Origin of the sequence: Portibacter lacus, assembly GCF_021533215.1 — a bacterium.
Lineage (GTDB): Bacteria > Bacteroidota > Bacteroidia > Chitinophagales > Saprospiraceae > Portibacter > Portibacter lacus.
Genome location: NZ_JAJNKA010000020.1, coordinates 1 through 21,696, shown reverse-complemented (window position 1 = coordinate 21,696; position 21,696 = coordinate 1). Strand labels below are relative to the sequence as shown.

Below are 21,696 nucleotides of genomic sequence, written 5' to 3'. Positions count from 1 at the left end.
AAAGATAGGTCGAATTTAACCGATCTATAAAAATTAAGATAAAATTTGTCAGAAACTAAAGATAAAAATAACGTATTCGAGAAAGAGCTTCTACCTCACATCGATGCTCTGAAAACCTTCGCTTTTCACTTGACTTACAATGAAAACGATGCTGATGATCTGGTTCAAGAAACCTACATGAAAGCATTTCGTTTTATAGATAAGTACATTGAGGGAACTAATGCGAAGGCATGGTTGTTTAAAATTTTGAAGAACGCATACATTAACGAGTATCGTAAAAAAAGTAAGCGTCCTACACAAGTAGATTTCGAAGATATTGTAAATTATCACGATAGTGATGATGGCAGTACTTCAAGTTACTTAGACCTAAGAGAAGAGATTTTTCAAAATATGATGGGTGATGAAGTCACCATAGCAATAAATAGACTTCCTATTGACTTCAGAACTGTTATTTTACTGTGTGATGTAGAAGGTTTCACGTATGAGGAAATTTCTAAAATCATCAACGTTCCGATCGGTACTGTACGATCAAGACTTTTTAGAGCAAGAAATATGCTCAAGGAAAAATTGAAAAAATACGCTGAAAGCAAAGGCTTCCGAGATGTCAGAGGAGCAAAAGCTGTAGGTGAAGAAGAATAATAGAAGGACTATTTGTGAAATTATGGTCCGGTTTTCGAAGTTTTTAAGTTAATATTTACCACGAGGTAAATTAAACTGTAATTATTTGTTATTAAATCTATACCAATGCAGAGCAGAACAAATGATCTTCAGGATTTCAGACAACAAGTTGACTTGTATCTAGACAGAGCACTTAATACTGAAGATGAAAGACAATTACTCGATAGAGTAAACCATGATCCTAATTGTGGAAGAGTATTATCTAAGGAGCAAAATTTTAGAAACTTCATTAAGCAAAATGTGAAGCGATCAGAAGCTACTCCTGATTTTATTCAAGCTATTAAAAACAAAATTAGAATTGATTAAGTTTTATTTGTCCTGAATTGAGGACAGATAGAACATTAATTATTATTCTATGACAGTCTTCTTATTGGCTGTTAACTATTTGGTTATTTTTGCAGCCGCAGAAATAAATAGCTATTATGTTTGACAAGTTAGAGTCCATTCACCACAGATTCCTCAGTCTTGAGGAACAAATGGCAGATCCAGAAATCGTGAGCGACATGAAACGCTTCATGAATATCAATAAAGAATACAAGGATCTTAAGCCTATCGATGAAGCCTACCACCAATACAAAGAAATAAAAGAAGGATTAGAAAGTGCCGAATCTATGTTAAAGGATCCTGATCCTGAAATGAAGGAAATGGCAAGAGCAGAATTCGAAGATCTTCAAGACCGAAAAGAAAAACTCGATGAAGACATCAAATTCTTACTTATTCCTAAAGATCCAGACGATAACAAAAATGCTATTATTGAGATCCGATCTGGAACTGGAGGCGATGAAGCTGCAATTTTTGCCGGCGATCTCTATAGAATGTATATGAAGTTTTTCGAAACGCAAGGCTGGAAAACAGAAGTGCTATATGTGAATGAAGGCTCTGCTGGTGGATATAGTAAAGTTTCTATCGAAGTAAAAGGTGAAGATGTATACGGTAGATTAAAGTTTGAATCCGGAGCTCATCGAGTTCAGCGAGTTCCTAAGACAGAATCTCAAGGTAGAGTTCATACTTCTGCAGCCACAGTTGCCATTATGCCTATTTTCGAAATGGAAGATATAGACATCAATAAAGCAGATCTAAAAACTGATACTTTTAGAGCTTCAGGAGCTGGTGGTCAGCACGTTAACAAAACAGAATCTGGAGTTAGGTTTACACACCTTCCTACTGGAATTGTTGCTGAAAGTACCGATGGTCGATCTCAGATAAAGAATAGAGAAATTGCTATGGGACGACTTTATCAGAAAATTAGAGAAGCACAGAAAGCTGAATTCGATAACAAAGTAAGTTCTACAAGAAAATCATTAGTCGGATCAGGAGACCGTTCAGATAAAATCAGAACTTATAATTATCCACAAAATCGGGTGACAGATCATCGGATCAATCTTACGCTTTACAGCCTTGATAAAATCATCGAAGGAAATATCGAAGATATCATCGAAGCCCTAATGATGTTCGAGAACACGGAAAAAATGAAAGAAGGATTAACCGTTTAGGTTAATTTGTACCCATTGTTAATCCTGCTTCTTTCGATGCTAACTTTTCTAGTACGAAGTGAATTTCTTTTTCATCCTCTATTGATGAGCCATATACTATGATGTCTTCACCATTTCTATAGCTATTGATTTTCATTAATTTCTGTTCAGGCTGAATAGTTCGTATTGTGCCATCATCACCATTGAAGATAGAATAACTTGTCTTCACAGACTTCTTATCGGCTACTCTAGAAACAATTAGTAATTTGTTTTGGTCTAAGTGTTCGAATGTCAATTTCGCACTTGATCCTACGACATTATTCGCTAAGTAGATAGTTCCCGTATTTATTAAATTTCCATTTGCATCAAGGACAATCATTTTCAAGTCGTTTCCAAATTCAGATGCAATCATAGCTACTTTGCCATTCTCTAACTTTACAGCATAATCATAGCGATCACTAACACTTGTCATTGCTTCCGTTTTATTTCTAAGCTCCTGAACGATTTCTAGATCAATATCTTTCTGGAAATTAATTTCTTGTGCCTCATTATCCTTAGCTAAATAGGTGTAGATTCCTTCCCCTATTTTTTTCTTTTTGTTCCCTTTTGTTTTTAATAAAACAATATGGCTATCATCCTTTTCTACAACCTTGATGATTTTTTGATCGTCTATTTCTTTCGCTTTTGGTGCAAATGGTAGTGACAACATCACTTCCTTCTGATACTTTCCAGCTTCATCAAAAATCAATAATTTCCGAACAGCAGAATTATAATCTTCATTCGCTTTTTTATAATCTCCAGTTCCTCCTGCCTCGATCAACGTGATGTAGAATCCAGATAGTTTACCAGATAGATTATGTATCAGCCCTGAGTTATCTGTTAGGTACGCTCTATCAAAAACAATGTCTTCTTGAGCTGTAACTTTCCCGGATTTATCCAAGGTTAAGAACCTAAATTCTTTTAGATCGTTGAATTTTTCTTCCTTATTACCTTCTATTACTTTAGAAGTAGTAATGATACTAATTGGTTCAGCAATTGTCGAAACGGTAAGCTGATCTTTCACTACATAACCTTCTTCCAGTTCCACTATCGATTTTGCTTCCCTTTTAGCAACTTTACCTTGCTCGTAAGTATAATTCGTTAGATTATATTTTACTGAAGCATTATTAGCAATGTCGATTGTGTTTATTTCTAAAGATTCATCATTGTTGTATAATGACCCTAATATTGGATACTTAGATTTTATTTTTTCAAATGATGGATCATTCGATGTCCCAACTCTAAATTGTAACATCTTAGGCGCACCTCTCTGATACATCGTATAATGATGGTTCACATCAGCTCTAACAGCAATAGAAAATATAGAATCTACTTCACCTGTGCTTTGAATATGGTAGTGATTGAAATTTTCATAGGTCATAGACGGATTGGTTACCAAACCTCTCGTAGAAACCATGGTTCCTTTTCCTTCTGTTAGGAAATAAAAATTATATCCCTTTCCTTCCTGCTCTATAAATGGGCCCGAGGAGATGGTATCGTATAGATATGTAGATGTGTTATATTGAGCATTCAGCCCTAATGAGCATATTAGCAAAAGACAAAAAATAACGATTCCTGATTTCATAGGTGGATGTTTTTAATTTAGGGGAAGTTACGTTCTCCTATTAAATGATTCATTTTCAACCATTCACCCTTATTCAAATATGAAAAAATTATGGTTTTTGTCAAATGACTTGCCCATTAATTTGTTCTAGGACATTTACAACCATAAAGCATTTCAGGAGGATCTATTTAGGTCAATTTAATGGAATATAGACCGAATAGGAATCGTCCCCTTTTTTAACCGCAACCACAAGCACTTTCGGTTCTCCATCTGCTTGCAATACAAATGGACGTTCCATTCGATTAGGTATCAAATAAGTACCATCCTCTAATAAAATTTTCTTTTCTGTCAATTTATAATTTGCCGCCTTTTCCCAATCCGTTCCATTTTCAGAAGTTATCATACCTATGAAAGAGTGAGCATGAAAAACCCCATAAAACCTTTCCCGATTTTCATCATACCAGACCGACATATCCTCCGTGTCCAAGTAATCAATCACTGGTTTTTCTTGAATTACGAATGGGCCCGCTGGGTGATCAGCGATGGCTACTGCTTGATTTCTAATGAACTTGGTTTCATTAGGTTTATCACCTTTTACGATTAAGTAATACTTGCTATCTTTTCCTTTGTCAATGGCAGGATTAACGGTCAATGTCGTAATAGGGCCCGAAGGTTCGATCAGAGGTTCATCCATTCTTTCCCAAGGTCCATTAAGAGATTCTGAAACGGCTACACCAGTTCTTTGATTAGGTCTAAGGATTTTCCAATCTGGATGATTATATCCCGTTTCTGAAATTTCAATTAAATCATCTTCCGTGTAATTTTTCTCGCCCATATTCGTGCTGATATAGTAGAGATAGTATTTTCCATCAAAATGTTTTATTTTAGGATTATGAGCGGTAATCGCATCCCATTTTCCATTTCGACGTCCTTCTAAAACGGTCTCTACATATTCCCAAGGACCACTTGGACTGTCACTTACAGCGTGAGCCACTTCCGAATAAGTAAGCCATCCGAAAAAACGGTATTCTCGTTTCCATCTGGCGTAAAAATTATGATACTTACCGTTCTCATCTTTTATTATTGATGCTCCCCAATTATAATAACCTTCTGTTTTGAAAATATTATCCTGGATAACCGCTTGTATTTTGTCACTTATCATCAGATCGTCACTCTTCTTCTGCGCTAGAGCGCAAGAGATGCTTAAGTAAGAAACTAAAATGGCAAGAACGATTTTACTATTTTTCATTATACAATTATGAATTAACACTTTCATCTGGGAAGGGCGTTTTCTTTCCAGTCTCTTTATTTATAGGAAACTGAGCATCCACTTTCCGCAAATAATCAGATAGTATTTTTTCTAATGCTTTCGCTTTCTCCGGATTTTCATCAATTAGATTCTTGGTCTCGCCTATATCTTCTGCAATATTAAATAGCTCTTTTCTTTCATCAAGATGGTAGTAGAGATATTTGAAATCACCATATCGAACTGAACTAGACGCACCTATTCCAGGTCCTGAAGGCCCCCAATGATTCGGGAAGTGCCAGAATAACGGTCGCAGCTCGGAAGGCTTCTGGTATGATTGTTCTAACATTGGCACAAAGCTAATCCCGTCTATTGTTTGTTGAATATTAGGTTGGCGAATGCCCGCCATTTCTATTATCGTAGGATAAAAATCTTCAATGATTACCATTTCATCCGTTTCAGAATTGGATTGGGTAACTCCTGGCCATTTTACAATCATTGGCTCTCGAATACCACCTTCATAGGCCGATCCTTTCCCACTATTTAGTGGAGCATTGTGTGTATGAGGTACGCCAGCCCGAGCATGCGCACTAAGTCCTCCATTATCTGACATAAATAGTATAATGGTATTATCAACTAGGTCATTTTCAGCTAAGTGATCCATAATATCACCCAGACTTTTATCCATTCCTTCTATCATGGAGGCATACTTTGCTTCTTTAGGGTCCAATCCAGCATCCAGGTATTTCTGAACATATTTTTTGTCAGCATACAAAGGTGTGTGAATTGCATAATGTGCCATATACAAGAAAAATGGTTTTTTATCTTGAACTGCAGTATCAATAGAAAGCAAGGCTTCGCGTGTCAGCGCATCTGTTAAGAAAATATCTTTGCCGTGATACTTTTCTAAGCCTGGAACTGCCCAGACTTTTTTGTCATCCATTCCATTCCCGAAATTTTCAGTCCCAAGATAACTTTGAGGTGCGCCAGCGGCATGACCCGCAATATTAACATCGAAACCAAGGTTAATAGGATCTTCTCCGGGTGTTCCGATCGCACCAAAGTGTGCTTTGCCTGCATGAATGGTATAGTATCCTGAATCGTGTAATACTTGAGGAAGGGGCGTTGCAAAAACGGAATGATTAATTCCCGCTACTGGACTTAATCCATTCACATTCCAATCCGGAAAGGTTAATTTCTTATGATTTATTTCTTGTGGTTTCAGAACATCTTTATGCAATGTCCAATTTGTAACTCGGTGTCTTGCGGCATTCATGCCTGTCATTAGACTTACTCTTGTAGGAGAACATACTGGGGTTGCATATGCCTGTGTAAATTTAATACCTTCCTTCGCTAATCGTTCCATATTAGGCGTGCGGTATATATCATTGTATGGTGTTTTTCGATCCCAGAATGGTAGAGAAGTATCTTGCCACCCCATATCATCCACAAAAAATAAAACGATATTCGGTTTTTCTGAGGTTTTATTACTGCCAATTTTTGTGGACTTGCAGGATGTAAACAAGTGACATGCAAGAATGAGAATGATCATACTTGCTTTCACAAAAATTCCTTTATTTATCATTATCTCGCTGTTTTTGGAATGAATATAGTATAAATTTCTATTTAAGTTAAACTGGGAAGAAATTGGACAGGTAAGCTAGGAGCGAAACGCAGAGACTGCTTAGCCAATTTCTGCTGTGATAAAAACCTTATACTTTCTTGCATGCTCTCATGGCTCCGCTTAAAAATTGTCAGGTTGAAATTAGAAATCAGACAGTTAAGCTTGGAGTGAAACGCAGAGACTGCTTAGTCCATTTCTGGTCTGAATTCAAGAATCGTAATGTTATTAAAGTCAATGAAAGTAGTAGAAACTATGTTAATTATACTACATTTGTCTCCCTAATCCTAAAAATCAATTTCAATATGTCTAAAATTTTAACTTTTCTATTTGTATTCATCGGATTTTCTCTTGTCGCGCAAACGTCTATCTATTGGGGTAATACAGGTGACGGAACAATTAAGTCTTCCGACTTAGATGGAACAAATGTTCAGACTCTTACGTCAATATCTACTTTTCCGGAAGATGTTGTTTACAACCCACTCAATGATTCTCTATATTTTGTAGATGGTTCTTCTGCAGCTACTATCTTTCGAATGGCTACAGATGGAAGTGGTTTAGTGAACCTCATAAGCGGATTAAGTTCTCCAGACGGTATGGAGCTAGATTTAGCTGCTGGTAAAATGTATTATGCAGAATCCACACCTCAGACCATTTCAAAAGCAAACCTTGATGGTAGCAATATTGAAGTAGTTGTGACAGGTACAGGTCTTCTTGAAGGGATTGCGTTAGACATTGCGAATCAAAAAATCTATTGGGCTGTAACTGGAGCTTCCCAGATCAATTCAGCCGATTTTGATGGCAGTAATGTCACCAATGTTTTTACAGGTACAAATGGTACGCTCAAGTTAGCAAAAGATATGAGCTCTGGATTCATCTATTTTACTGAATTTTCAGGAAATAATCTTTCAAGAATTAACCCAGATGGAACAGGATATACAGTAATTACTAGTGGCTTAAATACTCCTGGAGGTGTTGTTCTTGATGCAGATAGTGGTAAAATATTTTTTAATGATAGGAACGGAATTTACAGCATAAATTTAGATGGTACCGGGCTAACAACTTTGGTAAGTGAATCTGGATTAAAATTAACTATTGAACTAAATAACAATAGAAGTTTACCACCTTCAGCTGGTGTGCCGACACTCGGGCAATGGGGTATAATAACTCTTAGCTTATTGGTTCTGATTTTTGGAATTGTGGGTATTCGACAGAAAGCCTTAAGACAAGTAAGCATCTAACGAAATTGGGCAGGTAAGCTCGCAGAGATTGCTTAGCCAATTTCTGCTTTGATAAAAACCTTACACTTTCTTGCATGCTCTCGTTGCTCCGCTTAAAAAATGTCAGGTTGAAATTAGACATTGAACAGTTAAGCTAGGAGTGAAACGGAGAGATTGCTTAGTCCATTTCTGGTGTGGACTTCTATGAATCATATTTATCTCTAAACACTGTTCTTTCAGCGTCTAAGTACATCTCAAAATATCATTTCAATGATAATCAAGTTCGTTTTCGTGCAATAATTATTCCGCATTGTCTATAACTCCGACTATAAAATGACGATATTTGCGACTTATGGGGAAATTAAGTGTAGTTCAAAAGTTAGAAATTCTATCCGACGCTGCTAAATACGATGTGTCTTGTGCATCAAGTGGAAGCAAAAGAAAAAATACAAAAAATGGATTAGGCAATAGTTCAGGAATGGGCATTTGTCATAGCTATACACAAGATGGTCGGTGTGTTTCTTTATTGAAAATTTTACTGACTAATTTCTGCATTTTTGATTGTGCATACTGCGTTACCCGAAAAAGTAATGACATTCGAAGAACAGCTTTCACAGTAGATGAAGTAGTCGACTTGACCATCAATTTTTACAAGAGAAACTACATAGAAGGGTTGTTCTTGAGTTCAGGTATATTTAAAAGTGCTGATTATACTATGGAAAGACTTGTTCGGGTGGCGAAAAAACTAAGGAAAGAACATGATTTCAATGGATATATTCACTTGAAAGCTATTCCAGGAGCTAGCGACGAACTGCTTTATGAAGCAGGATTATATGCAGATCGCTTAAGTGTCAATATTGAGATGCCTTCAGAAAAAAGCTTAAAGCTAGTCGCTCCAGAGAAGTCTTTTAAGGATGCAATGGAGCCAATGGAATACTTAAAAGGTGCCATTCAGGAAAGCAAAATTGAACGTCAGAAATTTAGACATGCACCTAAAGTTTCGCCAGGTGGCCAGTCTACTCAGTTGGTGATAGGTGCCAGTCCGGAGAATGACAAACATATTCTTGAACTGAGTGATCAATTATATGTTGAGAAAAAATTGAAGCGGGTATATTATAGTGGATATGTTCCCATAAGCGATGACCCAAGGTTGCCTATCGTAGATAAAACACCAGTACTTCGAGAAAACCGCCTGTATCAGGCAGATTGGTTAATGCGATTTTATAAATTTGATGTGAATGATATTGTGAATGATGAATTCCCCGATTTAGATATTGATATTGATCCCAAAGCTGCTCATGCTTTGCGAAATCCCCATTTATTTCCAGTTGATATCAATAAAGCTGAATACCATTCCATCTTAAAAATTCCCGGAGTCGGAGTGAAATCTGCTAAAAAAATCATTGCTGCTAGAAAATTCAGGAAACTCAATATTGAACATCTAAAAAAGATAGGAGTCATATGGAAGAGGGCACAATTTTTCATAGAATGTGGAGATAGTAAATACACTGTGCTCAATGCTTCCTCAGCGATTAAAAGACAATTTATGTTGCCTGCCGCTAAATCAACTACGATTTCTTCTACCCAATTAAGCCTTTTTCAATAGATGGTGGAACTGGTTTTCGATGGTTCATATGAAGGCTTCTTGACTTGCATTTTTGAAATGTATATTCAGAAAATAAATGATTGTACGGTCGTAGAACAAGATCATCATCAATCTAAGATCTTTGGAGAAGCTATTATCGTTTCCACGAATGAGCAGCATGCTGAGCGAATTATAAATGGCATAAAAGATAAAACTTCTAAGAAGGTGCTTGCCTTCATTTATTCCGTTTTCCTACAAGAATCGACGCAAATTCACAATGACTTGGTCTATTTTATAAAGATGATTTTTGATGGTAAAGCTTACAAAATAAGTGACTTCGGAGATTCACGAATCTTGCGACTTCACAAAGCGAAAAAGATGATGGGTCGAGAAGTTCATCGAATGCATGCTTTCGTTAGGTTTCAACAATTGAAAGATGATCTTTACGTCGCAATTGTCAATCCCGATTTTAATGTCCTTCCTCTTATCGGAAAACATTTCAAAGACCGATATCCAACAATGGAATGGTTGATTTATGATACGAAAAGATCGTATGGAATCTTTCATTCTGAAGGGAAGATAGATGTAGTAAATTTTGAAGAGCATATAGACTTATACCAAGAAAAGATAAGGCATGAAAATTTAAGTAGCGATGAGTTATCCTATCAGAAAATGTGGCAAGCCTATTTTCAAAGTGTGAATATAAAAGAAAGAAACAACACCAAACTTCACGAACGGCATGTTCCTCGAAGGTATTGGACTTACTTGGTTGAGAAGTGGAATTGACCCAAATTGCCCTCAAACATAAAAGGTAAGACTGCTCTAACCGAAGTAGACCTTGCATATTCAAATGTTTGTATAGACACCAAAAATCCGCTCTTGCCATTATGGAGTCCAAGCATTCACACGCATCAATGTAATTTCTTATCCAATGCTCACCATAAATCAATAATAATGTTCGAGCTCTACATTGCACTTACCCTTTCCCCATTCTTCGCAACCCAGAAAGGCTGCCACACCAACATGACTTGATCCACTTTTACATCCGCTCGCCTTGGTTTGACTTCATGCACCGTAATATCGGCAGAAACAGCTTCCCATCTCTCTTTCACCTCTTGTATCTTTTCTTGAAGCTCTTTTTCCAGATCTCTGTAATCGTCATGGAGTTCTTCCAAATCTATACGCGTAGCCTCCATTTTTTGTGCCGCTTTTCGTCGCATTCGGCTTTTCGTTGCCGCTGTACTAAAAGACCTTCTCCTTCCTTTAAATACAGAAAAAATGGTTTCCGCCACTCCGATGATTTCAGCAGTCCGCCGATCTTTCATTTCTGCTTCATGTTCGTATAAATCCTGCTCCTCATCTCTAATTCGATCCTTAATCTTGTCAAATTTTTCCTCGTATCTATTCTGGATATCATCTATCTCTTCATCTCGTTTTTCCCTAGCAGCCTGAGTAATTTTCGAATGAAAAGATTCTTTTCCTTCATTCGGCACTTGATAGATTTCAAATTTCTCATGTGCTAAGATAGGCATGGATTGGCTCTGATAAAGGTAATCCGAAAACTCTTTCTCTACAGCCTTCACTTCCTTCAAAGTGTTCATGGATTCAGGCGTATCCGCAAAAGAAACATCAACTGAATCTGGGTGGTCGGGTTTCTGAATTAATTTCTTTTCCCAATTCTTTATTGATTGTACTTTATCCCACTCTATTCGACCAAAATCATCTGGAGGAGGAGTCAGAAAGGCCAATGACTTCACTTCGTCTAAGCCTCGTTTAGCATCATAAAATCTAACATCTCCGCAAGCAAAACCATATCCTTCATATATCAATTCCAAGTCACCTTTGCCAATTTCTGAACTAGCCTCTGAGGCTGACTTCCATACTGGAAAGAACATTTGCTGAATCCCAGAATCCAATGATGGCGGATGTGCAGAGGTTTTTTTAATGTCAATGTTTCCTACCGTTGACGACGATGATGTAGACTTCGAATTTGATGCGCGTAAAGCCTTTTTTTCCTTCATTAACTCCTTGACTTGTGGACGCGTCAAAGGACCACGAAGATAAGACATTACCCAGCGGGTGTGCATCACGACTGGCTCATCTTCATGCACATTATGCAGTAAAAACACTCGTGATCCTAAAGACGATATGAGTTTGCCAAAATCAGTTTTGATACTTGACCCGGCCTCAGCGATCGCACCTTCAAGCCCTTGAAGTACTCGTGCCTTATCTCTTTCCGTTTGTAACTTCCCTATAAACCAAGTTCCGGCATTCGACAATCCTTTGTAATCAATGTCCACCGGATTTTGAGTCACTAAAACTGCACCTACCCCAAATGCCCTTGCTTGCTTTAAAATCGTTAGCAAAGGTTTTTTAGACGGAGGTTGCGCCGTGGGAGGGAAGTAACCGAATATTTCATCGAAATACAACAAACTTCTCAGACTCGTTGTACCTGACTGTCTTCTCATCCAAGTGATCAAGCTATTCAGCAAAAGTGTAACAAAAAACATTCGTTCACTGTCGGACAAATGAGCGATATACATAATGCTGTGTCGCACTTTACCTTCCGGAGTAAAATACAATTTGTCTATATCTAAAGCTTCACCTTGCAACCAATATTGAAACTGAGGAGATGCAACGAGTGTATTAAACTCCATTGCTAAATCAAATCGGTCTTTTTCAGGAAAGAAAGTATCTATATCAAAAACACCAATCTTCGTAAACGGTGGTTTTTGAATACCCATAATTATTTTCGTAAGGTCTAAGTCTTCATTTTTTCGCCAGTGATGCTCGAAAAGCATGGCAAGCAGTATCCCTTCCCTACTTCGAACAGGATCTTCTTTGCTTTCAACCATCCCAAGCAATGCAGCCACGGTACCCTGAATTCTTTCGCGAAGCATTTCTGTATCTGAATCGAAATCAACCTGTGGAGCAGCAAATGAACCTAAAATATTGATGGGTACTCCTGAATCGGAACCTGGAGTATAAATCGTATAATCGACACTTTCTTTTAAAAGTTTTATCCGCTCTTCATCTTCACCCCATCCAGCTAAACCGTTTCGCCAAGTTTCAGCAGTTTTTTGGGCATAATCAGTAACCGACATGCCTTTTCTACTAGCATCATCTGGATTAATCCATTTTTCAAACTCCTTAGGAGAAAGGTTTTCAAACTGAAGCAACAGATTAGTCATATCTCCTTTTGGGTCAATGATTATTGCTGGTACCTGATCAATAGCAGCTTCTTCTAGCAAACCAATGCATAATCCAGTTTTTCCACTTCCCGTCATACCTACACATACAGCATGTGTTGTTAGATCTCTGGCATCATAAATGACTGGTTCGTCAATTAATTCACTTTTGCTAATATCATATTCAGCTCCTAAAAAAAAGGAACCCATTTTCTCCTGTGGCAATTGCATAATTAATTTTTTTATTGATTGAAAGCGAAAGATAACGAATGGCTGCTAAATTTCAATATTTACTTAGATGGTAGGTCATTATTGAAATGAATTTAGAATTCAAAAACTAGAATCAGATTAATTCAGCCTTTTTCTAATATATCCATTTGGATTACTTACAACTTCAGAGTGATGAAGCGTGTGTAACGATTCTAGTTCATTCGGAGGAGCGAGGAACGAGCTCTTACATCATGTACTTTCTGTTACCTCTTTTTAAGTAGTTCAAATAGTCCCTCATTTACGTAATAGTTTGACTTTCCCAATTTCTCTTTTCTAAGAATTCCGTCGTTGGAAAGTTGGTTTAGATAGTTCGCAGCAGTTAACCTACTTACTCCTAGGTCTTTTACTAAGAATTCTATTTTTGAATACGGATGTTTGAAAAGATTGTTGAGTAAATCTTGACTGTAGAACTTGTAGTTTTCTCTTAATGTTGTTTTCATGCTTTGCATCTGGAGTTTGATTTGGCTAATTAGCTCAATTGTATCTTTAGATGTTTTTTCTACAGATTCAATCATATAGATCAACCATTCTTCCCACCTATTTTCTGTTCTTACAGATTGAAGTAGTTCATAGTACTTCTGCTTGTTTTTTATGATGTAATTACTTAAATACAGAATTGGAAGATTTAATAGACCTTGCGTAATTAAATACAGAATGTTGATTATTCTACCAGTTCTACCATTTCCATCATAGAATGGATGAATGCTTTCAAATTGCAAATGGATTATTGCCATTTTTATTAATGGGTCTAGATCCGTAATTGAATCGTCATTTATAAACTCTTCAAGATTCTTCATTAATCCCACGATTGTATCATAATCCTGAGGAGGCTCGTAAACAACTTCCCCTGATGAAGCATTTTTAAGCACGGTTCCTGGCACTTTCCTAAATCCAGCCTTATTCTTTTCTAATCTCTCTTGAATTTTAAGGATTGTATTATTTGTAAGTAATTGATTTTGTTGGATAAGAGCAAATCCAACCTTCATTGCTTCAATATAATTTTGAACTTCTTTTGAATCTAATGAGGAAATCAAGCTCAATCCTGTCTTATATAACTCATCATGAGTTGTGATAATATTTTCAATTTCTGAACTATCTTTTGCTTCTTGTAAACCAAGAGTATTAATCAATATATTTTGATTGGGAATAGTTGAAGCAATTCCTTTTAATTCCGCCAATGCTGCATGAGCTTTTGGCAGTCTCTTGAGCACTGATTTGGTTTCAAGATCCTGTTTGATTGGCAGTGGATCCAGTTGCCATTTTGTTGGTTTTGTCATACGTAAAGAAAACTGCACTTTATTTACACATACAATTTACGTGTAAAGATAATCTAATTTTCTTTACATGTTTATTTTTAATAGAAGGTAACTACTTGAAATGAGTCAGTAGCAATATTTTAAGAATCTTTCGAATTGGCCTTCGAGTGTACAGCATCTATGGTGCGATCATGTATATGATCCATTGGTTTGGGGTTTATCTTAAGAATATTATTGTTTCTCTTATAAGTTATCTTCCTTCATTAATTTATCATCTATATCATGTAATGGTGCGTTTGATAATCTTCTTTTCATGATGGCTGCTCTCATGTGCAACTTCATTGTGTCAAGATCAGGAGCTTCTCCTTCGTATTGAGTTGCCACCGTTTGGATAATTGAATCCACTTTGGGATCATCACGATCTAATAATTCTAGCAATTCTTGGCCAGTAACTTGATCTCCTCCTATACTGTCTTTAGTGATGAATGCACCTGGATATTTACCGTCGCGATATAGTTCTTTAGAAGGAACATCTGTTCCATCATACGTATTATTTTTAACAGTTCTATCGGAAGGAAGAAAAGCTCGAACGACATTTCTCGACATATTAGTGCTATCTCCCTCTGTCATCCAATCCCTTGAAGGGCCTAAGAACACTCCTTTCTTTTCATCACCTTCAAAATCTCCACCTATTCTGGACATACCATGAACTTGTTTCCCCAAAACTTTCGGTCGATCTTTATAATTCAGCAACCCATGTTGTTCAATAGAAGGCATATTATCTGCAAATTCTGTATGATGATAATATCTAGATTGTTCATACGCATTCACAAATTCATCTTCTGGATCTGCCTGAGGAACAGGTCCTGCGTTATTTGCTGGCTGATTTTGGTTTGCTCTCTGAATATGAACAATCAATTTCCGAATACCAAACGAAGCAATATTTGCAATAGTCTTACCCCAATTACGCTGTTGAATAATTTCTGTATTGTTGGAGCTCTTTTTCAATTGAAACGACTTTTTTGGGCAAGTTGAATCCATCGCCTTCTCCCCCATCACATCCGCTTCCTTCTCTAACCCAGCATCATCATTGATGCTGAATGCCTTCATCTGGATGGTCGGTTTTACTCTTCCTTGTTTTTGCTGGACAACATGCCATGCTTCATGAGGCAGATGTTTTTCTTGACCTGAAGCTAAGTGAATATCTGTCCCTTGTGCATATGCGTGAGCTTGTAGTTGGGCTGGTTTATCAGAATTGTAGTGGACTTTTACGTCATCGAGCGAAAATCCTGAGAGGTTTTCCACCCCACTTTTCAATTGTTTAGGTAGACCAGTATTATTTGGGGAAGAAGCATCATGAGGCGGATTTTCATCGCCTTCACCATTTGCTGTTTTGAGTTGGGCAGATTTTTCTTCGTTTCCAATTTCTGGCTTATCCTTTTCCGGGCTTTCAACTTTAAGTTGCAATGGTGGTGGTGCAAACGAAACTGTTTGAACAGGGTCAACAGTTGCCATGCTTAATTCATTCGAATTGGCCTTCGAGTATTCAGCATCTGTGGTGCGATCATGTATATGATCCATTGGTTTGGGGTTTATCAGATGAATAATGGGGGTGTTAAACATTTGATATACCTAAAGTTAAATTAAAAATCGCATATGTTGTATACGTAGATGTACTAGTTTTTTAATTTTAATAATGAATTGGGAAATCTACTTATTCTTGATTCCGCTTTTTGCTTTATTATGAAAAAACCTAACACTTTCCTGCTACGCTCATACCTTGACTTAAAAAGTGTGAGGTTGATACTTTGAAAGGATCAATATCCAAGGCAAACTTTAATTTTCTGCCAGCAAATAAGATCTTCCAAAAACTTTCAGATTTATTCTACCTATTCTGTATATTGGTTTTCTAAACAATTTCAACATGAAAAATCACTTATATTTATTTTTGGCAATAATGCTTATTGCCATTAGTTCCAATGCTCAATCATGGAAAGTTGATGCTAATCACTCTAGCATTATGTTCAACGCAAAACATTCCGGAATTTCCTTTATCAATGGTAGATTTATGGAATTCGAGGCCACGATGGAAGGAGGTACACCAGAAGATTTCACAGGAGCCAAAGTATCCTTTACTGCTCAGGTCAACAGTATAAATACTGGAGCTGAAGGTAGAGACAATCATCTCAAAAGAAATGATTTTTTCGATATGGAAAATCATCCTACGATAAGCTTTGTAAGTACTTCGTTTACGAAAACTGAGGACAATATGTACACTGTCGTAGGAAATTTGACCATGAAAGGTAACACAAAGGAAGTTGAAATTGCTGCCCATCATATAGGTTCAACTAAAACTAGAGATGGCAGAAATAAGGTAGGATTCCAATTAACAGGGAATGTGGACAGAAATGACTTTGGAGTATCTGGAGCAGCTGGTTCTGTTGCGCCTATAATCGAAATCTTGTGCAATGTGGAAGTAGAAGAACCAAAAGAAAATTAAAAATCGATTTCAGAATAATCTAAGGCAGCACGTGAATCTTACTCTTCTGAATTGATGACTTTAAATTAAGTTTTAACCTTTGTAGGGCTGATGCTTATTCTGCATATTGAACAATTCTCATTTGTCAAAAAACCTAACACTTTCTTGACTGCCCGCATTGCTGTGCTTAAAAAGGTTCCGGTTGATTTCTATTTTGAGGATTAGAAGGACATCAATTATTCCCAATTAACTAAAAAATCTTACCCTTTCCTACTACGTTCAGGCCTTCGCTAAAAAGCGTCAGGTTAGAATTGGGAATAAATTCATTTCTTTGCGCTTATGTATATATCAATCAAAGAGAAAGGAATTATTACAATTGTTTATCTACTGCTACTTTTTGTTATTATCGGATGTAAGGATGAAACTTTTCACCTAAAAGAAGGTGATCTGCTTTTTCAGAAGTGGGAGTCTTCTGAATTCGCTAAAGCGATTAATGCAGTGACTGATGGATACGGTGATAACGATTTTGCTCATGTGGGAATGGTTATCAATGATGAAGGAACTTTGAAGGTTTTCGAAGCTACTATGTCAGGAGGAGTTGGTCTTACTCCACTTGATACTTTCCTAATGGCAAGTGTAACATTAGATAATCAGCCCAACATTGCGGTTGGCAGATTAAAATCTAAGTATAAAGAGGCTATTCCGTCTATCAATAATTGGGTGCTCAATCAATTAGACAAACCTTATGACACGTTATTTATATACGGAAATCAGAAATACTACTGTTCTGAATTAATACATGATGCATTTAATACAAATGCTGGTGATACCATTTTCCAATTGGCTCCAATGACATTTAAAGATCCTAGGACTAATGAATTCTTTTCTATTTGGGTAGATTATTTTGAAGCGCATCGTTTTCCTATTCCTGAGGGCGAACCTGGTATTAATCCAGGTCTTATGAGTAAGTCGTCTAAACTAGAAATTGTCCATGAGTATTTTGATTAAAGATGTAGATAAGATGCAAGATAAACCTTACACTTTCTTGCCTAAGCTCATTCCTTCGCTTAAAAAGTATCAGGTTAGTTTTCTATTTTTGAAGCTAATTTCAGTGTGAGAAAATGCTACGGACCACAACTAGGCTTACACAAACTAATGAATCTGTATCCTGAACATTGATAACATCGCTAGAAAAAGCGCTGTCATCAAGAGTAAAACCCTAGAGGGGTGACACCTTTGTAATAAAAATATGAAATATATATTTAAGCTCCGTAGGTGCGACACCTAATGGATTGTGTTTAGTATTTAATCGTCATTAGTATCTTGAAATTAACCATGTATCGTTTTTGAAACTTGAATCCGTCTACAGGAACATTAATAACATCGCTGAAAAAGCGCTGTCATCAAGAGTAATTGCATCTCAATTCTTACACTTTTTTAACTGCTTCCTTAATTAAGGTCTCTCCTTTGATGATTTCAAATGTAGCTTTCTCTGCAACACCATCTGCTAAACAATCCACCAACGTTTCTGCTACATCCGCTCTACTAATCTCACCAGATTCACCTAACTTTTCTTTTAACTCAATGTAATTCAACCCTCCCTCATTAGTCAAGGTTCCAGGTCTAACAATCGTGTAGTCTAGACCACTTTTCCGTAAATGGATATCTGCATTTTGTTTTGCCTTTAAATAATCTTTTAGATCACCTCCTTTCTCCGGTGTATCAGCTCCCATTGAACTAAGCATCACAAATTTCTTAACACCTAAGTCTACAGATGCATCAATCATTTTTTTCGCTCCCTCTTGGTCTACTTCCACAACCTTCTTTCCTCCTGAACCAGCGGCAAAAATCAACTTATCCACACCTTTAACAGCATGACTTATATTTTTTTCTAGATCACCTAACACGGTTTCTATGCCTAACGACTTGAAATGATCCACTTGTTCTTCTTTTCGAACCATTGCGATCGGTTGATAGTCCTTTGATTCCGATAAAAGATTAGCGATTTTTCTTCCTGTGGTGCCATTTGCACCTGCTATTAATACTGTTTCCATACCGATCTAAGTGAAAAAAGCTGACTTATGTTCGCAATCCTAAATACGATATGTCTAAATTCCCAATTCCTTTACCATATAATTAATAACCATTCCCTACCTTTGCGCTCTAATTACAAACAACTCCTTTGATATTTAGATAGACTATGACAAAATACTTTAATTCCTTTATTGGCCTTTTTAGATTAACAGCTTTCATAGAAGGTCTTTCATTACTTGTTCTTCTTTTCATCGCGATGCCACTCAAGTATGCATTTGACAAACCTGAAATGGTAGGAATGGTCGGAAGTGCTCATGGTTTCCTCTTCTTATTATTTGTTGTGATGGCCATCGTTGCTGCAGTTTCCTATAAGTGGTCTATCGTTAAGACTGGCCTTATATTGCTTTCATCTTTTGTACCATTTGGGACATTTATCGCTGATCATAAAGTATTCAAAGGTATACACCAAGAATTGCAAAACCAACCACAGACTAGCTAGAACTATTTTATTGTTTCTAAGCGATCAGCCATTTGCATTAATACTCTTTTGTTAGAATATTCACTACAGTGTCCTTGCATCGGTGAGAAATCTATAACCGCATCTGACTTAGGATTTTCAGTAGTTTCCAAGTATTCACTAAACACTCTTGTAGCAGGATTTAGATAAAAATTATCCATATCTCCCATCCATACATAAATCTTTCCAGCAACTTTAGGTCCTAGCTCTGTCCAATTCTCTTCAGCGTGTAATTTAAAATCATACTTCTTCCAATGTTCAGCCACTTCATGGTCAATATCTCCTGAAATCGGGTCAAAAATTGGCTTTGGAAGTCCATTTGCTCCTTTAGGACTATAAAGTGCCGTGTGTGCACTAAACTGACCACCAGAATTAAGGTAGGTATTAGAAGATCCTAATACATTTTCATATTGAATAAATTCCTTTAATCCCAAAATCGGCTCCCCCATCACACTTCTCATGACTGGTCTAGGATATCCAAATTCATTCGTATATGCATTTTCATCCGCATATATATTAACGAGTTGATAGTTACTAAATTCAACTGCATCTGGGCTGTATGAAAAAACACCATTAAAGTCATCTGGATAGTACAATTGGAGTCCTAAAGAAACCCAACCACCAGTAGAGCAGCCATCTACAAATCTTGTTTTCGCATCTGATGTGCCTCTATATTGCGATTCAATGTGTGGAATTAATTCCTTGATCAATGATTCGCCATACGGACCACTGTTTTCAGAATCCATTTGATATGAATCACCGAAAGGACCCTCGCCGTCTAAAAAGACATTGACAATTTCTGGTGCTTCATCTGATTGCCACCATGCCATGAATTCCTCATTCGAAACCAGTCTATTCAATCTAAAATAACGACCACCATATCCTGCAACGTTATACCTGATAGGATATGCTTTAGAAGAATCGTAGTTTCTAGGGAGTAAAATAGCTGCTTTTAGATTCATTGTCTTGCCCCAGAATTCCGAAAGCAAATCACTTTTCATATCGATAACTTTAACCAATTCGTGTTCGACAACTGTATGCGGTGGAATTTTCTTAGAAATGCTAACAGTAACTTCTTTATTTCCTTCAAGCGTTATCACTTCTGCATCACTGTATAAGTTTCCAGCTGCCTCTATTCGAGACTCTGTTTCATCTTGATCCCAAAGGACTTGAAAATTGTACTTTCCATTAGGAACTTCATCCAGGTTCCAATTTGCTGTACTAATCCATTTGTCAGAATTACTTATTTCAAACCCATCTTCGGCTTTTGCATTGGTAATGTTTTGAGCAAAAACAAAGGTCTTTTGGAATGGACTAGGCCAAGTTTGTGTTCTTGGTTCTGCATTCATGTTTTGACTTAGAAAAACGTATAGTCTTCCATCTTTTTCAAAATTTGGTTTTACATCATCATCAATTTCTATCTTTACTGATAATTTGTGAGTTGCTGGTTGAGCAATACATTGACCAATAAATAATAAAAATAGAATAGAGGAGAAATAAGTTGACAACTTCATTTTAGCGTGGCTTTTTGTTTGAATCGACAATATAGTATAAACGCTACTTTATTCATAACAAGCGTCCTTACTTATTAACTACTAATGATCACGCTTTTAAAAAATAACCGTACAATCCAGCTTCCAAGTCCATTTCTGGCATATCCTTATCAGGCAGTCTCACGAATCCAAATTTTTCCAAAATCTTTTGAGAAGGCTTGTTCTCTGTTGAGGTAAATGCTACAATTTTCTTTAACTGAAGCATATTAAAGCCATAATTAAGCACTGTTTTTATTGCTTCAGACATAAAACCCTTCCGCTGAAAGCTGGGATGAAGATCATAACCTAGTTCACCTTGGCCTTCTTCTAAATCTAAATGCCAAAGGGTAACACTTCCAATCATAAACCCATTCGTGTTCAGTTCGATGCCCCAGTAGATAGCCTCTTTATGAAAGAATGCTTGATAACGTTGCTCAATAAAAAACTCAGCATCTTTTATGTTTTCTGTTCCAGGTCTATCTACGAATTCATTGACTTTTGCGTCATTCCTCATGAAATGAATAAATTCTGCGTCAGATTTTTTTAATTCTCTGAGCGTGATTCTCTCTGATTTAATCACCGGGAAGCGATTGGCAAATTTTAATTCCATAATAGTAAAATAGAAACGAATTTAGTGTTTTTAAGTAATTGAAGTCAATTTTGACACCTTTTCACTTAAACCTTGCACGCTCCACCTTACATACTATAGCTTTACCGAAAGTCTCAAATTAAAATCCTGCATTTCCTGGAGTTCGTGGATGAACAACCGATGCGCAGCAATTTTAACAGCGTTAAAATAGGGAGTGAACCGAGCGTAAACCGCGAGGTAAGTATTATTCGATTTCAAGAGTGAACCGAGCGCATACCGCTGACGTTCGTACACATCTTTTTAATTTAATATGTTGTAGCCAATCATAATTGATTCGAACTTCTCTAATCCCCAAACAAACGTTTTTGTTCCCGGTGGTCGACTTGGCTGATAGAACTCTTTCCAG

Annotated in this window: 18 protein-coding genes; 9 read left to right on the top strand and 9 right to left on the bottom strand. The window is 36.8% G+C overall.

Translation table 11 applies throughout. The features are described from left to right. Positions 1-45: 45 nt before the first annotated feature. From L2586_RS22735 to prfA, 3 genes are all read left to right on the top strand, one after another. On the top strand, positions 46-639 hold the full coding sequence (locus L2586_RS22735) for a sigma-70 family RNA polymerase sigma factor (protein ID WP_235295281.1): 594 nt from the start codon (positions 46-48) through the stop codon (positions 637-639). 105 nt (positions 640-744) lie between these two features. After that, positions 745-984 carry an anti-sigma factor gene (locus L2586_RS22730; protein ID WP_235295279.1) on the top strand — a complete coding sequence of 80 codons (240 nt, stop codon included), beginning with the start codon at positions 745-747 and terminating at the stop codon, positions 982-984. A 116-nt stretch (positions 985-1,100) separates the two neighbouring features. Next, complete coding sequence (gene prfA, locus L2586_RS22725) at positions 1,101-2,171, top strand: peptide chain release factor 1 (RefSeq protein WP_235295278.1); 1,071 nt, start codon at positions 1,101-1,103, stop codon at positions 2,169-2,171. A 1-nt stretch (position 2,172) separates the two neighbouring features. Here the strand turns inward: prfA and L2586_RS22720 are convergent, their stop codons facing one another. From L2586_RS22720 to L2586_RS22710, 3 genes are all read right to left on the bottom strand, one after another. After that, positions 2,173-3,774 carry a hypothetical protein gene (locus tag L2586_RS22720; RefSeq protein WP_235295276.1) on the bottom strand — a complete coding sequence of 534 codons (1,602 nt, stop codon included), beginning with the start codon at positions 3,772-3,774 and terminating at the stop codon, positions 2,173-2,175. 172 nt (positions 3,775-3,946) lie between these two features. Next, a complete protein-coding gene (locus L2586_RS22715) occupies positions 3,947-5,002 on the bottom strand; it encodes a glycoside hydrolase family protein (RefSeq protein ID WP_235295274.1) in 1,056 nt (351 codons plus the stop codon). A gap of 7 nt (positions 5,003-5,009) precedes the next feature. Next, positions 5,010-6,584, bottom strand: coding sequence for a sulfatase (locus tag L2586_RS22710; protein WP_235295273.1), 1,575 nt, complete (start codon positions 6,582-6,584; stop codon positions 5,010-5,012). 341 nt (positions 6,585-6,925) lie between these two features. Here L2586_RS22710 and L2586_RS22705 point away from each other — a divergent pair, with 341 nt between their 5' ends. The 3 genes from L2586_RS22705 (at position 6,926) to L2586_RS22695 (ending at position 10,211) form a co-directional block, all read left to right on the top strand. Further along, on the top strand, positions 6,926-7,861 hold the full coding sequence (locus L2586_RS22705; RefSeq protein ID WP_235295271.1) for an IPTL-CTERM sorting domain-containing protein: 936 nt from the start codon (positions 6,926-6,928) through the stop codon (positions 7,859-7,861). A 331-nt stretch (positions 7,862-8,192) separates the two neighbouring features. After that, positions 8,193-9,446: a putative DNA modification/repair radical SAM protein gene (locus L2586_RS22700; RefSeq protein ID WP_235295270.1), complete on the top strand. Its 1,254-nt coding sequence runs from the start codon at positions 8,193-8,195 to the stop codon at positions 9,444-9,446. After that, positions 9,447-10,211, top strand: a complete 765-nt coding sequence (locus tag L2586_RS22695; protein WP_235295269.1) for a TIGR03915 family putative DNA repair protein — start codon at positions 9,447-9,449, stop codon at positions 10,209-10,211. Positions 10,212-10,390: 179 nt separating this feature from the next. Here the strand turns inward: L2586_RS22695 and L2586_RS22690 are convergent, their stop codons facing one another. The 3 genes from L2586_RS22690 to L2586_RS22680 form a co-directional block, all read right to left on the bottom strand. After that, complete coding sequence (locus tag L2586_RS22690; protein WP_235295268.1) at positions 10,391-12,844, bottom strand: ATP-binding protein; 2,454 nt, start codon at positions 12,842-12,844, stop codon at positions 10,391-10,393. 242 nt (positions 12,845-13,086) lie between these two features. After that, positions 13,087-14,160, bottom strand: a complete 1,074-nt coding sequence (locus tag L2586_RS22685; RefSeq protein WP_235295266.1) for a Fic family protein — start codon at positions 14,158-14,160, stop codon at positions 13,087-13,089. A gap of 222 nt (positions 14,161-14,382) precedes the next feature. Beyond that, positions 14,383-15,720 (bottom strand): eCIS core domain-containing protein, encoded by a 1,338-nt coding sequence (locus L2586_RS22680; protein ID WP_235295265.1) that lies wholly within the window; start codon positions 15,718-15,720, stop codon positions 14,383-14,385. A gap of 343 nt (positions 15,721-16,063) precedes the next feature. On the opposite strand from L2586_RS22680, the gene L2586_RS22675 reads away from it, so the two are divergent. Beyond that, the gene (locus L2586_RS22675; protein ID WP_235295263.1) at positions 16,064-16,639 is read left to right on the top strand and encodes a YceI family protein; all 576 of its coding nucleotides are present in this window, start codon (positions 16,064-16,066) and stop codon (positions 16,637-16,639) included. Between the two features lie 318 nt (positions 16,640-16,957). Beyond that, on the top strand, positions 16,958-17,626 hold the full coding sequence (locus tag L2586_RS22670) for a YiiX/YebB-like N1pC/P60 family cysteine hydrolase (protein ID WP_235295261.1): 669 nt from the start codon (positions 16,958-16,960) through the stop codon (positions 17,624-17,626). A gap of 419 nt (positions 17,627-18,045) precedes the next feature. Here L2586_RS22670 and L2586_RS22665 read toward each other — a convergent pair whose 3' ends face one another. Beyond that, positions 18,046-18,672 carry an SDR family oxidoreductase gene (locus L2586_RS22665; protein ID WP_235295260.1) on the bottom strand — a complete coding sequence of 209 codons (627 nt, stop codon included), beginning with the start codon at positions 18,670-18,672 and terminating at the stop codon, positions 18,046-18,048. A 146-nt stretch (positions 18,673-18,818) separates the two neighbouring features. Between L2586_RS22665 and L2586_RS22660 the strand changes: the two genes are divergently transcribed. Next, positions 18,819-19,151 (top strand): DUF3817 domain-containing protein, encoded by a 333-nt coding sequence (locus L2586_RS22660; RefSeq protein ID WP_235295259.1) that lies wholly within the window; start codon positions 18,819-18,821, stop codon positions 19,149-19,151. 2 nt (positions 19,152-19,153) lie between these two features. Here the strand turns inward: L2586_RS22660 and L2586_RS22655 are convergent, their stop codons facing one another. Together L2586_RS22655 and L2586_RS22650 are read right to left on the bottom strand one after the other, a co-directional pair. Continuing rightward, on the bottom strand, positions 19,154-20,683 hold the full coding sequence (locus tag L2586_RS22655) for an alpha/beta hydrolase-fold protein (protein ID WP_235295258.1): 1,530 nt from the start codon (positions 20,681-20,683) through the stop codon (positions 19,154-19,156). 88 nt (positions 20,684-20,771) lie between these two features. Next, positions 20,772-21,311: a GNAT family N-acetyltransferase gene (locus tag L2586_RS22650; protein WP_235295257.1), complete on the bottom strand. Its 540-nt coding sequence runs from the start codon at positions 21,309-21,311 to the stop codon at positions 20,772-20,774. Between the last annotated feature and the right edge of the window lie 385 nt (positions 21,312-21,696).

Coding starts and splice junctions, on each gene's coding strand:
- L2586_RS22730 (WP_235295279.1), top strand. CDS start 745: ATGCAGAGCAGAACAAATGATCTTCAGGATTTCAGACAACAAGTTGAC.
- prfA (WP_235295278.1), top strand. CDS start 1,101: ATGTTTGACAAGTTAGAGTCCATTCACCACAGATTCCTCAGTCTTGAG.
- L2586_RS22720 (WP_235295276.1), bottom strand. CDS start 3,774: ATGAAATCAGGAATCGTTATTTTTTGTCTTTTGCTAATATGCTCATTA.
- L2586_RS22715 (WP_235295274.1), bottom strand. CDS start 5,002: ATGAAAAATAGTAAAATCGTTCTTGCCATTTTAGTTTCTTACTTAAGC.
- L2586_RS22710 (WP_235295273.1), bottom strand. CDS start 6,584: ATGATAAATAAAGGAATTTTTGTGAAAGCAAGTATGATCATTCTCATT.
- L2586_RS22705 (WP_235295271.1), top strand. CDS start 6,926: ATGTCTAAAATTTTAACTTTTCTATTTGTATTCATCGGATTTTCTCTT.
- L2586_RS22700 (WP_235295270.1), top strand. CDS start 8,193: ATGGGGAAATTAAGTGTAGTTCAAAAGTTAGAAATTCTATCCGACGCT.
- L2586_RS22695 (WP_235295269.1), top strand. CDS start 9,447: ATGGTGGAACTGGTTTTCGATGGTTCATATGAAGGCTTCTTGACTTGC.
- L2586_RS22690 (WP_235295268.1), bottom strand. CDS start 12,844: ATGCAATTGCCACAGGAGAAAATGGGTTCCTTTTTTTTAGGAGCTGAA.
- L2586_RS22685 (WP_235295266.1), bottom strand. CDS start 14,160: ATGACAAAACCAACAAAATGGCAACTGGATCCACTGCCAATCAAACAG.
- L2586_RS22680 (WP_235295265.1), bottom strand. CDS start 15,720: ATGGATCATATACATGATCGCACCACAGATGCTGAATACTCGAAGGCC.
- L2586_RS22675 (WP_235295263.1), top strand. CDS start 16,064: ATGAAAAATCACTTATATTTATTTTTGGCAATAATGCTTATTGCCATT.
- L2586_RS22670 (WP_235295261.1), top strand. CDS start 16,958: ATGTATATATCAATCAAAGAGAAAGGAATTATTACAATTGTTTATCTA.
- L2586_RS22665 (WP_235295260.1), bottom strand. CDS start 18,672: ATGGAAACAGTATTAATAGCAGGTGCAAATGGCACCACAGGAAGAAAA.
- L2586_RS22660 (WP_235295259.1), top strand. CDS start 18,819: ATGACAAAATACTTTAATTCCTTTATTGGCCTTTTTAGATTAACAGCT.
- L2586_RS22655 (WP_235295258.1), bottom strand. CDS start 20,683: ATGAAGTTGTCAACTTATTTCTCCTCTATTCTATTTTTATTATTTATT.
- L2586_RS22650 (WP_235295257.1), bottom strand. CDS start 21,311: ATGGAATTAAAATTTGCCAATCGCTTCCCGGTGATTAAATCAGAGAGA.